Source organism: Rhizobium rhizogenes NBRC 13257, assembly GCF_000696095.1.
Taxonomy (GTDB): domain Bacteria; phylum Pseudomonadota; class Alphaproteobacteria; order Rhizobiales; family Rhizobiaceae; genus Rhizobium; species Rhizobium rhizogenes.
This window is the reverse complement of sequence record NZ_BAYX01000027.1, coordinates 23,030-36,793: the sequence shown is the minus strand read 5'-3', so window position 1 is coordinate 36,793 and position 13,764 is coordinate 23,030. Positions and strand designations below refer to the sequence as shown.

Sequence of the window (13,764 nt, the reverse complement as noted above, 5' to 3'; positions counted from 1 at the left end):
TGTCGCGGAACGGGGAACGCGAGTTCTCCGGCTGCTACACTATTCACAAAGCGAAGGTTGCCTGAATTCCGCCAGGCAACCAACAGCCATTACCAAACACTACGCAAGCGCGCCGCCGTCCACCGTCAGGATGGTGCCGGTGATTTGCCGAGCGGCAGGCGTTGCGAGGAAAGCGACTGCTGCCGCGACATCTTCCGGCTGGTTAAAGCGGCCAAGGGCGCTGAGACCACGCTGATAGTCGGCAAATTCGCCCGTCTCGGGATTCGAGTCCGTATTTGTCGATCCAGGCTGGACGAGATTGACCGTTATATCTCGGGCGCCCAATTCGCGCGCGAGGCCACGGTTGAATGCCTGGAGCGCGCCTTTGGTCATATAGTAGACCGTACCAGGCACGCCGGCGATGCGATCCGCGCCCGCCGATCCGATGGTAATGATGCGCCCGCCTTCCTTGAGGTGAGGGATGGCAGCCTTTGCAGTCAGAACAGGCCCACGCACGTTAACGGCAAGCAGCGCGTCGATGTCCTCGATCGTGAAATCTGCAATGTGGTTGTATCGCGCGATCGCCGCATTGTTGACGAGAATGTCGAGACCACCCAGTGCGCGGACAGTTTCGTCCACCGACCACTGGATGGCCGAAGGATCCGCGCTGTCGGCCTGTATCGCGATTGCCTTGCTCCCATTCCCTTCAACAATCCGGGAAAGTCGCTCCGCGCTGTCGGCGGATCGCTCGTACGTTATCGCAACGTTCGCACCTTTCTCCGACAGAGCTATCGCGATCGCAGCCCCGATGCCACGCGATCCACCGGTGACGAGCGCATTCTTTCCAGCTAGTTCCTGCATGGTCGAACCCTTTCCTATTCCTGTCGCCTTGACGCCGATTTGGAGGCTCATTCCTCGCTACGGGCTGCTCCGGCAGGCTTTTTGTTGCGCCTCAAAATAGGCGATCGCGACGCAGGCAACATTCCTGATCTTCCCAGACACTTGCCTGATCCTACCAAATCACTACATGCTGACGTGATGTTCGATCCCGTGAAGCCATCGACACTTCTGCTAAAGGCCGTTGCTCCGTTTGTTTCGGCGCGTGCGGGTACAGTGGGCGTTCCCACCCCCGTTCCGCGCGTGACGATTTGGACAAGCGCAAGGGCCACGTCGCCCACTTTGGCGGTGTTCGAACCCATGTTCTATGCGGTGTTGCGCGGAACCAAAGTCTTGATCATGGGCGCCAATCGGTTCGAACTGGTCACGGGCGATTGCGCGGTATCGTCCTTTGGACTGCCCTACAGCCACCAATTGACCGGCGCTAAGCCTAATTTCCCCTATGTTGGCGTCAGCCTTCATCTTGATGCCGATATTTTGACGCGCGTCATGTTCGATATCCCCAAGCGTGAGGACCGGTGGACATGCGCGGTCGCCGCCGGCGGCCTGGACGGACCCGTCGGCGACGCATTCGCGCGCCTCGTCGAGCTGGTCAACGCGCCCGACGATATCGGTGCGCTGGCACCACACTACGAGTTTGAGCTCTATTATCGCCTGCTTCAGAGCTCGATGGGTGACACGCTCCGACAGGTCAGTCAGAGAAACGGCCGCTTTCAGCAACTCAAGTCAGCGGCGGATTGGCTCGCTTCCAATCATAGCGAGCCTGTCAATATTCCTGCGCTGGCGGCGGCTTCTCACATGAGCGTAACAAGCTTTCACAGGCATTTCAAGGAAGTCACGGGGTTCAGCCCGCTTGCTTTTCAACGCCATATCCGCTTGCTTGAGGCGCGAAAGCTTCTTGCCAGCGGGAGCACCAATGTTTCGCGCGTGGCGTATGAGGTGGGTTATAAAAGCCCGTCGCAGTTCAGCCGCGAGTACAAGAGCATGTTCGGCAGCGCGCCGGTAGCTGATCTGGAGTGATGAACCCAGTCGTTACCGCTGACGGAAAAATCGATGCTTCCTCGCGCGCCTGGCAACACAGATTGCCGCTCTGCCGCCAGTTGATCACACCATAAAATCTGAACTGCCGGCCGCGGATATCGGAGAGAGTCGTGAACGCGATGGTCGATACGGCATATGCTGTCGGTACCACTGAATTGAAAGAGCCAGATTCGTTTGGCGTTCCGCTTTCGGCGACACAGCTTTGCACGAACGTGGCCTATCGCGCGACATCTTCGAGCTGCCATCAACGTGCCCGGCGACGGGTGTGGCGCAATCAGAACCCGTCTCGCGCTCGGTTCCAACCTTTAGGAGACAGTCAATGACCGTTTACAAATTCGCTATTGCCGACGCGGTGTTTGAACGCTCGCCGGGACAGGAAGGTGACATCTTCACCGGCAACCTGCTCGACCAGCGCCACGGCGGACCAGTCACCATTGGGTTCGGACGCTACGGTCCAGACCAGATTCTCGAGGAGACCATAGCCGTACACGACACGATGATTGTCCTGGAAGGAAACATAACTGTCAGCGACACGCACGGATCGCTGACAGCGGGGCCTGGCGAGATCATTGCAATGCAGAAAGGCGACACGGTGACCATCCGTTCGCATGAGAAGGGTGCCGTGACCGCTTATGTGACCTATCCTCATTGGCAGCAGCCAGAGCCCTGACCATCGGGCTCAACATGATGTGGCCGACCGATCCTGACCGTTGCGTCTGCCTGCGTGACCATCTGCGTTGGGTCGGGCAGCTGTACGCCAGACCACTTGTTAACAGAAGTGCCCGTATGAGGAACAAACAGAACGACTTCCCCGTGGGCGGTGTGCGTGTCGGCGAACGGATCATTCCTGTTCCAGCGTCCATCAGTCCTGAGGCGCAGGCTATGCTGCGCGCAGCCGTACAAGATGACGGCACACCACTCAACGCGCTTTATCCGATACCGGCCCCAAATGATCGGGCAGCTTGGCGTCAGTTGCAGGCAGCAGCCGAGGCCCATTATGTCGACGCTTTCAGTGCAGCCACGAACAAAATAAGCACCAAGATCGAAACGCGACGCCTGGGCATAGCAACTATCCATGTCGCCATACCAGAAAACCTGCGGCTCAAAGATTGTGTCTTCATCGACCTGCATGGCGGCGGGCTCGTATTCGGTGGTGGCGATGCCTGTCGTGAGAGCACACGGCTACAGGCAAACCGGCTCGGGATGATTTGTTACGGTATCGACTACCGGATGCCACCGGACCATCCCTATCCCGCAGCTCTCGACGACTGCATGACTGTGTATCGACACCTGGTCGATCAATATGGGGCCGATCGTATTCTGATCGGAGGCCGCTCGGCTGGTGGCAATCTCGCCCTCGCCAGCATCCTGCGCGCACGCGACGAAGGCCTGCCATTTCCGGCAGGCGCCGTATTGTTGTCTCCGGAATTGGATCTGACGGAATCGGGCGACAGCTTTCAAACCAACCGGACCGTCGATGTTGTGCTGCCCAATCCCCTGATGCCGAACAATCTGCTTTATGCGGACGGGGCGGACCTGTCGCATCCGTATCTATCCCCGCTTTTCGGAGAGATGTCGGCCGAGTTTCCTCCGATATTCCTGCAGAGCGGAACGCGCGACCTGTTCCTTTCCAATGCGGTGAGACTCCATCGCAAGCTGCGACGCGTGGGAGCTCCGGTCGAACTTCATGTGTTCGAGGCGATGCCGCATGGAGGATTTTCAGGATCGCCGGAAGATATGGAGCTCGCGGCGGAGGTAGCCCGTTTTGTTACGGAGTGCCTCCCGTCATCCGTTCGCTGACGATCGGCACCTTACGTCGGCGGATCGAAGCGGTGGTCTGCAGCGAACGAACCAACCAGCGACGCGATTTGGGAAACGTCCCTCAAAGGCGGCCTTGCTCCGGTCGTGACCAGATGATAGCACTGACGACATGAACAGAAGCCTCGCCAACGCCACGATGATGATGCCGCGCTCCTAGTGTGGCGGATTTTGTGCGCTTCTGATGCACCTTAGACCGCCCTTGAGGCGGTTTTTCATTGGTCGATCCGCCTTGAGGGACACTCAACCTTCACAAGGATACGCCAATGAATAATGCGACGACTTACATCACCACCTCGACCCCGTACGTCAACGCCGCACCGCATGTGGGTTTTGCGCTTGAGCTCGTGCAGGCCGATGCTTATGCCCGCCATTCTCGACTTCTCGGCAGAGACGTCAGGTTTCAGTGCGGTACGGATGACAACAGTTTGAAAAACGTTCGCGCCGCGGAAGCAGCGGGACGTCCCGTGGCCGACTTTGTCGGCGAGAATGCAGACCGCTTCGAAAAGCTGGGCAGGCGCCTTAACATCTCGAACGATGCATTCGTTCGCACATCCACGGATCCAAGACATATTACCTGCGTTCATTCACTGTGGAACGCATGCGCCAAGAATGGCGACCTCTATCGAAAGAGCTATGAAGGCTTTTATTGCGTCGGCTGTGAGCAGTTCTACGAGCTCCCGGATCTCGACGATGGCAGATGCCCGGAGCACGGCATCCCGCTTGAGATCGTGAAGGAGGAAAACTGGTTCTTCCGTCTCTCTCGATATGGTGACCGCCTCCGTCATCTGATCGAGACAGAAGAGCTCAAGGTCGTTCCGGTTCACCGGCGAAACGAGATACTCGCCTTGCTCCGGCGGGGACTCGAGGACATCAGTGTGTCGCGTAGTGCTGAACGAGCACGCGGCTGGGGCGTGCCCGTGCCCGGCACCGACGAAGTCATCTATGTCTGGTTCGATGCTCTGGCGAACTATCTCACAGGGCTCGGGTATGGTTCCGACGAAACCCTGTTCCGGCAGTACTGGGCACAGCAGGGCGAACGCACCCACTTTGTCGGCAAGGGAATTTCCAAGTTTCACGCGATTTACTGGCCAGCGGTACTCCTGTCTGCCGGAGTGCCGCTCCCGTCATCGATCTTCGTTCATGGCTACCTAACGGTAGACGGGCGAAAGATCGGAAAATCGGCGGGCAACGGCATCGATCCCGATGGCCTGGTGGAGTACTATCAGACCCCGGACGCACTGCGCTATTACCTGCTCCGCCATATCCGTTCCGCCGATGATGGGGACTTCTCTGAAGAACGGCTCGAGGCGGCATGGTCCGGAGAACTCGGCGGCCAGCTTGGAAATCTCGTCAACCGGGTTCTCACCTTGCTCGCGTCGTCCTTTTCCGGCGTGACACCGACTGTTCCCGACAGCGCTCTCGTGCGAGAAGCAACTGGACTTCCCGAAAAAATCTCGAAGGCTTTCGATGACTACGAACTTCATCTCGGCCTGACTGAGATCTTCTCCTATCTAGGGTCGGCGAACAGGGAGTTTACGCGAAAAGCACCCTGGTCCGATGCCAAGGCCTTGGCCGGCGAACTCGGCAGAGCGGAGCGACAAATAATCTCCGATCGCCTTGGAGCTACTCTGGCAGAACAGGTCTACGGCCTCGCCATCGTCGCTCGCTGTTTGCTCCCGTTTTTACCTGAATCTGCTTCCAGGCTGCACACGAAACTCGGAATATCGTGCCCGGAGCGGTATGATGTTCCAGTCGCCGTTAACGGAATGGAGACATCTTCTGGAGAGGTTCTCTTCCCGCGGCAGACAGTGGTGCGAACGAGGTCATGATTCAGCGCGCGCTTCCGATAACGCCTATGCGCCATCCAAAAACCGAAACCGCTATGCAATATTTTGCTGCAGCGGTTTCGCTGTTCTCTCGTCAGTCAGGACTCACACCGTCAATGCACGGAGCAAGCCTTCCAGATTTCTCTCGCCCTCCTTGGTCTGCGCTCCTGCTTTCAGTCCGCCCCGGATGAGCTTTTCGGCAGCGGGGCGTTCGAACAACCCTGCCCAGGCCTCGTGCTCGCGCTGAAAGCCCTCCCGCAGGTTTTTGGGGGGCAACGCTCTCTTGGCCGCGGCAACGACGTCTACGGGCAGTGCGGCGATGTTGCGTGCCAAACGCTCGACGAAGCTGTCGAGTTCAGAAGCCGGCAGTGCCCGGTTGATCCACCCGTATCGCTCAGCCGTCATAGCATCGACGAGATCGGCGGCAAGGATCACTTCAAGAGCTCGGCCACGCGTCATTCGGCTGGATAGATACTGGGTGGCTCCGCCGCCCGGCGTAATCCCCATCAACGCCTCGCATTGCGCAAGCCCTGCCAGCCCTTCTGCTGCAAACACCATGTCCGCCGCCGCGACAAACTCAGCGCCGCCGCCGCGGGCGAGCCCTGCGAGCTTGACGATGGTTACCTGCGGCTGCTCCCGCAGCAGTTCGCCAAATGCCTGGAATGGGTTGAGGCCTTCCGGAGCCTCACGGGCGATCTCGTCGAAGGCGTGCGGTTCATCGATCAATGTCATGTCGACATGGGCGATGAAGAACTCAGGGTCCGCACTCTGGAAAACCAGCACACGGGTGTCCGGATCATCGCGAACGGAAAGGAGAAAGCGGCGCATCTCGCTCATCAAAGGCACGTCGAGAACGTTTACCGGTGGATTGTCGATCGTGATCGTCGCAATGCCGTCGGCTTTGGAAATTCGAAGCCGGCTGAAATCTGTGTGTGTCATGGGTAAATCTCTATTCTTCGAGGAACACTGACGCTGGCTTATGCGCCATTGACCTCAAAGTATTCATCGAATACCTAGCGTCAATTGCGCACCTGAAGCATCCCAGGGATGCTGGAGGATACCGATGGATGAGCCGACAAGTGAAAATGACCCGGTCTACCGTGCCGACTGCCCGAGCCGCGTGATCCTCGACCAGATCGCCGACAAGTGGTCGATGATGGTGCTCGCGGTGCTCAGCAAGCCCCGTCGCTTCAATGCGATCAAGCGCCGCCTTGATGGCGTGACTCAACGCGTGCTGACACAGACGCTTCGAAAGCTGGAGCGCAACGGTATGCTGACGCGCAGGATCCTGGATGGGCGCGTGCTCGGGGTTGAATATGCATTGACACCCCTCGGCAGGTCGCTGCAAGGGCCGTTCTCAACCCTGTTCGACTGGACTGTCGAGAATATCGACGTCATCCAGGATTGTCAGCGCAGCTACGATGCGCGCGAGGGCTAGGGCCGACTTAAACGGGGGTTTGCGCGCACGTGCAAAAGCCGTCTATAGCACAATCGGCTTTCTCCAAGAAGGCACAATGCGCGGAGCGCTTCGCATGAGTAACGGCAGCCGACATGACTTGTTGCTAATATCGCTGCTTCGCGATCAATGGCAGGCCAACATTGGCTCACACAATCTTCGGTCTTGATGGGACTCGAACTGCCCACACCGCAGTTAAAACATGCTTGTTACAATTGGTTGCCCGAGCAGACTTCAACGGCTGGCATAAAGCAGCCGCCTGGTCGCGCTCATCCCTATATTTTGACGAAGTCGAGGATGCCGAACAACGCCCTGTGTCGCTCGTATGAAGTTCATCGCGCCTGCTCCCCGCAAAATCGACGTTCGCAAAGTCCCTGAACCCTAACGATTTGCGCGCGCGTAATCACCCAGTTCACCTTTGACGATCTCGATGAACTCCATCATGTAAACGGGTTGTACCCGGCCACGCGGCACCAGGAGCGAAATCCGCGCCGGCTCCATGATGCCGGAGGCAAGCGGTGTCCACGCAAGCTTGCCTTCCGAGACCTCCTTTTCCACGCCCAGCAGCGAGAGGAAAGCGATGCCCAAGCCGGAGCGAACGAGAGCCTTGAGAATACCGGGCCGTTCGGCGCGCGCGACGATGCGGCCGGGAGCCTGTTCTCCCTCAAAAATCTGCTTCAAACCACTATGCCGAAGCCAGTCGTCACCCGGCGCAATGAGCGCCCATTCAGCAATATCGGCCCGCGTCACAACATCCTTTCGGGACAACGGATGGTCTGGAGCGGTGATAATGCCGATCGGATCAGTGACCGAATGCGCTCTTTCGGCACGGACATGTTCGCTGACGTCGTAAGCAAGCACGAGATCCGCTTCCTTTGCCAGAAGCTCGTTTGTAATGCGTTGGTTGTCGCCTGAGATCAACGTGTAGTTCACATGCGGAAAAGTCGCCTGCAGCCGCATCATTGCGTTCGGCAACAGGTCCTCTGTGAAGGTTTCCGCGGCAGCAATGCGGATCGTTCCGCGCACGCCACCACTGAGGCTGCCAATCTCTTGCTTGACCAGCACCGCCTCCCTGCTCCAGCGACGAATATAGCTCAGAAGAACACCGCCGGCAGCCGTCGGCCGAATACCACGCGGCAGCCGTTCGAACAGCTCCGCACCGATTTCTTGTTCGAGCTGAAGAAGTTGGCGGTTCATGGCTGATGATGCGACGTTCAGGCTTTCAGCCGCTTTTCGAATGGAGCCGTGCCGGATTGCGGCATCGAAATGAATGAGCGAGGTCTTCAGAAGTGCCATGCCAACCTCCAAGTGAGCGAATTATTCGAGCAGCTAGCGCCAATAAATCTGCTGGTGCAAGACCAACTAGCGGTCATATCATCGATCCTGCTGAAGAGAAGGCCAACAAGGCGCATTCAGTGATGCCTGAGAAAGGGCGGTTGATCGCTCAAGGGCAATCGGATCATAGGGGATCGTCATGCTGATCAAACCGTTGGGGGAGGCGTTTTCCTCAATTGAACAAGCAATACCGGACGCGCGCCCGGCACACGCTGCGATTGAGATCAGAGACGTTTCCATGTCTTTTCCAGGGAAGCGGGCAGCCGTCGACGCACTGGTCGACGTCAATTTGTGCATCCCTGAAAATCGCTTCGTATCGATCATCGGCCGCAGTGGCTGCGGCAAGTCGACCTTGCTTCGGATCATCAGCAATCTCCTTCCGCCGACAAAAGGAGAGGTCCGTGTTCACGGCCTTTCCTCCGTGGAATACCAGCGCCGCAAGAAGTTCGGTTTCGTGTTCCAGGACGCCAGCCTCTTCGCCTGGAAAACGGTTTTCCAGAATGTGGAGCTTCCCCTGACGATCCTTGGTGCCGGCTCTCCGGCTGAGCGGAAAGAGAAGGTTCTCGATCTTCTCAATCTCGTCCATCTGGATGCCTTTGCCGATCACTATCCAGCCCAGCTTTCCGGGGGCATGCGACAGCGCGTCTCGATTGCACGCGCTTTATCCTATGAGCCGGACATTCTTTTGATGGACGAACCCTTTGGGGCACTCGATGATTTTACGCGCCACGAGATGCATGACGAATTGATCCGCATCTGGAACGCACGCGGCCTGACTGTGGTTTTTGTCACTCATTCTCTCAGCGAGGCGCTGTATCTCTCGGACCAAATTATCGTCATGGCACCCCGCCCCGGTCGAGTGAAATCGATCGTTACCGTTCTCAATGCACGCGTCAGCGATCCGGCGCTACGCGCCAGCCCCGACTATGTACGCCAGATGCAGGAACTGGAGGCATTGATCCATGAGCAATGATCTCGTCGTATCGCCAATACAGGTCACCATCGCCCGCTTCGTTTCGCGCCTCGTCGATCTGGCACCGGCTATCGGCCTCTTTGTCTCAATCGGGTTTGCCTGGGAAACCGCTGTGAAGGTCTTCTCCATTCCGGCCTATCTGCTTCCCGCCCCCAGCGCCATCGGCGTCAAAATCTGGGAAGCGCGTGACATGCTTGCGCAGAACCTCGCCTGGACGATGGCTGCCGCGGTTCTCGGCTTCATTATCGGCACGGCTTTCGCCGTCTCGCTGGCCATCCTCTTCCTTTATTCGAGAGCGGCCGAACGGGCGCTGTTTCCGTGGGCAATCACCTTGAAGGCGATCCCTATTCTTGCCATCGCTCCACTTTTGACCATCTGGCTCGGATTTGGTCTTTCGCCCAAGGTGGCAATCGCGGCGATCGCCTGCTTTTTCCCGACCCTGGTCAACACGGTGAAAGGACTGCGCACTGTCGATCGGCAGAGCCTGGAGTTTCTTTCCGTCATTGGCGCTACCAAGGCGCAAACATTTCGCCACGCTCGCTTCTACGCCGCCCTCCCCTATATTTTTGCGGCAGCCAAGGTCAGTTCCAGCACGGCCGTCATTGGCGCCATCGTGGCGGAATTTACCGGCGCCAATTTCGGGATCGGTACGGTCATCGTCACAGCTGGCTACCAGCAGGACGCCGCCATGCTCTTCTCCGCGATCGTCGCATCGTCCGTCGCAACCATCCTGATGTTTTATCTAGTCGTCGTCGTCGAAAAAATCAGTCTGTTCTGGCCCGAAGCCAGCATGGACACCTGAATCATTCACAACCTGTTCGGAGACTTTGCAATGAGATTAGGTGCGAAAACCCTTTCTGCTGCCCTTACGCTGACCGCCGTCATTGCTCTTTCGGCGCCGGCCCTTGCGGCCGACAAGGTCTCGCTTCGGTTGCCATGGCTTCTCAATGTGCAGTCTGCCGGTTACGTGATGGCCAAGGAGAAGGGCTTCTACGCCGATGCCGGTCTGGACGTGGACATCATGCCAGGCGGCCCCAACCTGAATTCGACAGCGCTGGTCGCCTCAGGCGCCAACACATTCGGAACGAATGATGTTGGTCAGATCCTGTTGGGCGATGCCAACGGTATGGATCTCGTCATGGTCGCCGCGTGTTTCCAGCGCCATCCGGCTGGTGTGGTCTCGCTGGAGAAAAATGGCATCAGGAAACCCACCGATCTGATCGGCAAGACGCTTGCCTATAATGAAGGCGGCCCCTGGACGCTGACCAAGGCGATGCTTGCCAAGGCCGGCGTGCCGCTCGAGAAGATCAAGCTGGTGGTGTCGCCGAGCGACCAACTCCTGGTCAACGGCTCCGTCGACGCCAAGACCGATTTCGTTATCAACGAAGCGGTGGCTCTTGATTTGCAGGGACACAAGACCTCAGCGCTTCTTCCCTCCGATTTCGGCGTCAGTACCTATGCAGAGGTGATCTTCGCGGCCCGCAGGACCGTCGAGGGCAGCCCCGACCTGGTCAAACGCTTCGTGGCGGCGACGCAGCGGGGCTATGACTACGCCTACACTCACAAGGACGAGACGGTGAAAGCCATCGTCAGCCTCAACAACCAGCTCGATCCGGTACAGCAGGCCAGACAGCTCGAGTTGCAGGAGAGCTATGTCTACACCGATTTCTCGCGTGCCAAAGGTGTTTGCGCCTTCGACGGCACGGTGATCGGGGAAACCGAGGAAACGCTTCGGGACTTCGGCGGTCTGAAGACCGGCGTCGACGTCTCGAAGACCTATTCGACCGAATTCGTACCCGCGAAATAATACTGCACCTGAGGAAGAAACCATGACGATCCAGCACACACCTATTCATCCTGGCGGCCTGCAGATGCACCTGAGGATCAAGCCGGGCGATGTTTCCCGCTACGTCCTTACGCCCGGCGATCCCGGCCGCGTGCCCGTCGTTGGAAGTTCGTGGGATTCCTACGAGGAAGTGGCCTATTTCCGTGAGTACCGAACGGCGCGCGGCAAGCTCGATGGGGTCGATATTACGGCCTGCTCCCATGGTGTCGGCGGCCCTTCGACGGACATCGCCGTTGTGGAGCTCTCGAATTGCGGCGCCGACACTTTTATCCGGGTCGGTTCCTGCGCAGCTCTTCAGCCGGAGATCGAACCAGGCGATCTGGTAATCTCCACCGGCGCTCTGCGGCTTTCGGGCACGGTCGACGCCTATGTCGACAGATCCTATCCGGCCGTCGCCGATCATGAAGTGTTGATGGCGTTGATCCAGGCGGCCGAAGATATGGGCGAACGCTACCATCTCGGTCTCGCCGCCAGCGTCGACAGCTTTTATGCCGGAGAGGTCAATCCCATGCCGGGCGGCTTTCGGCAGTCGAAGATGGACCATGTCATCGATGACCTGCAGAAGGCCAGGGTCGCGAACTTCGAGATGGAAGCAGCAACCATATTTACGCTGGCGCAACTGTTCGGGTTTCGCGGCGGGATGATTTGCTCCGTCGGCGCCAATCGCATCACGCGCAAACGCGAAGATTCCGCTGACTCGATCAAGCGGTGCTGTGCCGTTGCGAGCCGCGCGGTGGTCATTCTCGCCGGCTGGGATGCAAAGAAGGCCGAAGCGGGCAAGAAACACTTCTTTCCGACACTTCTGACGAAAGGATGACGAGGATGTGGAGCGCGGAAAACCCCATCCGAAACAGATCGCTCAATGTCATCTTCGACACTGATCCCGGCGTCGACGATGCGGCAGCGCTTCTGTTTCTCAATGCCTACCCGTCCGTGACGTTGCTTGGCATTACCACCGTTTTCGGCAATGCCGACATCGACACAGTGACGCGTAACGCCCTTTATCTGAAGAAACGCTTCGCCATTTCCGCGCCGGTTGCGCGCGGCGCCGGCGCTTCGCTCGCAGGCGAAATCAGCTTGCCTCCGACTCATATCCACGGCCAGAACGGGATTGGAGACATTGTTCTGGACCAGTCCGGTCTGCCGGATCTGGATCCGCGCGCAGCGCACAGATTCATCATCGACACCGTGCGGGCAAATCCCGGCGAAGTGACTCTCCTGGCTGTCGGACGGATGACGAACCTTGCACTTGCCTTGCGGGAGGCTCCTGACATCGCCTCCCTCATCAAGAACGTCGTCGTCATGGGCGGCGCATTTTCACTCTCCGGACACAACGGCAATGTCACGCCTGTGGCCGAAGCAAACATGATCGGAGACCCCCTGGCGGCCGACGAGGTGTTTGGTGCCAGCTGGCCCGTGACCGCAATTGGCCTTGATGTCACGCGGCAGGTTGTCATGGGACCGGCAGAACTAAGTCGTCTAGCGGCCTACGGTGGTGAGGCGGGACGATTTATCGTCGAAACGTCCAGAGGATATCGCGCATTTCACGCCCAGTTCGGAATCGACGGCTACTACGTTCATGATGCCACCGCAGCGGTCTATGTGGTCGATCCGGCGCTGTTCCAGGTGCGCTCGGGGCCGATCCGCGTCGCAACGGAAGGGGTCGCGATCGGGCAAACAATTCAACGCGACTGGGGCACCCTCTATCCACCCGGCGAATGGGATATGGCTCCCGATCAGAAGGTAGCAATCAGCGTGGACGCCAATCGCGTCCTTGGCATGTTGGTCGGAACGCATATTCCCTGCCTTCTGGCATCGTGACGGGGCCGCAAGCGATGAATGACCCAAGAGATGATAACCTGCTTTTGAACGCTCTTCTGGCCGTATTGGAGGCCCATATCCTGCCACTGACACGCAAAGGCGTATCGCGCGGCAACAAGATCTTCGGGGCCGCCTTGTTAAGAAAAGACGACTTCTCCGTCGTCCTGGCGGAAACGAACAATGAGACGGAAAATCCGCTCTGGCACGGCGAGATTCATGCCCTCAAGCGGTTTTTCGAACAGCAGCCACTGGGAAGACCCTCCACCAAGGATCTGATCTTCCTGTCCACGCATGAGCCTTGTCCCATGTGTCTTTCGGCGATCACCTGGGCGGGGTTCGATAACTTCTATTCGTTTTTCACGCACGAGGATTCTCGCGATGCTTTTGGCATTCCACATGACTTGAAGATCTTGAAAGAGGTTTTTGGATTAAATCCCGGAAAATACCGGCGCAAGAACGCCTTCTGGCAGAGCCGGTTTATTCGCGACATGATCGCCGTTTCGGACAAAACGGTTCGCTCGCATTTTGAAGCGCGTGCGACGGCAATAGCAGACGAATACGCTTCTCTGTCAACGCTTTACCAACAGGGCAAGCATCAGAACGCCATACCGCTGAACTGACGGACGCTCGACGTCTTTCTGCTTACGCGGAAAGTTTATGGCAGATCTCGGACTTGAACGGCCGCGCCTGTCGAAGGCTGTGTCACAACCAATATGATTTGAGGAAAATTCGTAGTCGCGGCCTGAATAGCCGTCCAATCGTCGAAATC

General features: G+C 58.1%; 14 protein-coding genes. 11 read left to right on the top strand and 3 right to left on the bottom strand.

The genetic code is table 11. The annotated features are described in order from the left end of the window. Positions 1-99: 99 nt before the first annotated feature. Positions 100-840, bottom strand: a complete 741-nt coding sequence (locus tag RRH01S_RS31780) for an SDR family NAD(P)-dependent oxidoreductase (RefSeq protein WP_042477353.1) — start codon at positions 838-840, stop codon at positions 100-102. An 84-nt stretch (positions 841-924) separates the two neighbouring features. Between RRH01S_RS31780 and RRH01S_RS31775 the strand changes: the two genes are divergently transcribed. The 4 genes from RRH01S_RS31775 (at position 925) to metG (ending at position 5,567) form a co-directional block, all read left to right on the top strand. Beyond that, a complete protein-coding gene (locus RRH01S_RS31775) occupies positions 925-1,896 on the top strand; it encodes an AraC family transcriptional regulator (protein ID WP_234711805.1) in 972 nt (323 codons plus the stop codon). Positions 1,897-2,236: 340 nt separating this feature from the next. Continuing rightward, positions 2,237-2,587 (top strand): hypothetical protein, encoded by a 351-nt coding sequence (locus RRH01S_RS31770; protein WP_015918069.1) that lies wholly within the window; start codon positions 2,237-2,239, stop codon positions 2,585-2,587. A gap of 116 nt (positions 2,588-2,703) precedes the next feature. Continuing rightward, a complete protein-coding gene (locus tag RRH01S_RS31765; RefSeq protein ID WP_034520817.1) occupies positions 2,704-3,717 on the top strand; it encodes an alpha/beta hydrolase in 1,014 nt (337 codons plus the stop codon). 284 nt (positions 3,718-4,001) lie between these two features. Continuing rightward, on the top strand, positions 4,002-5,567 hold the full coding sequence (gene metG, locus RRH01S_RS31760) for a methionine--tRNA ligase (protein ID WP_042477331.1): 1,566 nt from the start codon (positions 4,002-4,004) through the stop codon (positions 5,565-5,567). Positions 5,568-5,669: 102 nt separating this feature from the next. Here the strand turns inward: metG and RRH01S_RS31755 are convergent, their stop codons facing one another. After that, entirely contained in the window at positions 5,670-6,503 is an 834-nt protein-coding gene (locus RRH01S_RS31755; RefSeq protein ID WP_015918072.1) for an enoyl-CoA hydratase/isomerase family protein, read from the bottom strand. Between the two features lie 124 nt (positions 6,504-6,627). On the opposite strand from RRH01S_RS31755, the gene RRH01S_RS31750 reads away from it, so the two are divergent. Further along, positions 6,628-7,002, top strand: a complete 375-nt coding sequence (locus RRH01S_RS31750) for a winged helix-turn-helix transcriptional regulator (RefSeq protein ID WP_015918073.1) — start codon at positions 6,628-6,630, stop codon at positions 7,000-7,002. A 399-nt stretch (positions 7,003-7,401) separates the two neighbouring features. Here RRH01S_RS31750 and RRH01S_RS33305 read toward each other — a convergent pair whose 3' ends face one another. Continuing rightward, complete coding sequence (locus RRH01S_RS33305) at positions 7,402-8,316, bottom strand: LysR family transcriptional regulator (protein WP_015918074.1); 915 nt, start codon at positions 8,314-8,316, stop codon at positions 7,402-7,404. A 277-nt stretch (positions 8,317-8,593) separates the two neighbouring features. Here RRH01S_RS33305 and RRH01S_RS31740 point away from each other — a divergent pair, with 277 nt between their 5' ends. Genes RRH01S_RS31740 through RRH01S_RS31715 form a run of 6 tightly spaced genes read left to right on the top strand, consistent with a single transcriptional unit; the run spans position 8,594 to position 13,615 of the window. Further along, complete coding sequence (locus RRH01S_RS31740; protein ID WP_034520814.1) at positions 8,594-9,328, top strand: ABC transporter ATP-binding protein; 735 nt, start codon at positions 8,594-8,596, stop codon at positions 9,326-9,328. After that, positions 9,318-10,130 carry an ABC transporter permease gene (locus RRH01S_RS31735; protein ID WP_015918076.1) on the top strand — a complete coding sequence of 271 codons (813 nt, stop codon included), beginning with the start codon at positions 9,318-9,320 and terminating at the stop codon, positions 10,128-10,130. The genes RRH01S_RS31740 and RRH01S_RS31735 overlap by 11 nt, the downstream gene beginning before the upstream one ends. A 30-nt stretch (positions 10,131-10,160) precedes the next feature. After that, a complete protein-coding gene (locus RRH01S_RS31730) occupies positions 10,161-11,135 on the top strand; it encodes an ABC transporter substrate-binding protein (protein ID WP_015918077.1) in 975 nt (324 codons plus the stop codon). Positions 11,136-11,157: 22 nt separating this feature from the next. Next, positions 11,158-11,991 carry a nucleoside phosphorylase gene (locus tag RRH01S_RS31725; protein ID WP_042477328.1) on the top strand — a complete coding sequence of 278 codons (834 nt, stop codon included), beginning with the start codon at positions 11,158-11,160 and terminating at the stop codon, positions 11,989-11,991. Between the two features lie 5 nt (positions 11,992-11,996). After that, complete coding sequence (locus RRH01S_RS31720; RefSeq protein WP_015918079.1) at positions 11,997-12,995, top strand: nucleoside hydrolase; 999 nt, start codon at positions 11,997-11,999, stop codon at positions 12,993-12,995. Positions 12,996-13,009: 14 nt separating this feature from the next. Continuing rightward, entirely contained in the window at positions 13,010-13,615 is a 606-nt protein-coding gene (locus tag RRH01S_RS31715) for a tRNA-specific adenosine deaminase (protein WP_015918080.1), read from the top strand. The last annotated feature ends 149 nt before the right edge of the window (positions 13,616-13,764 follow it).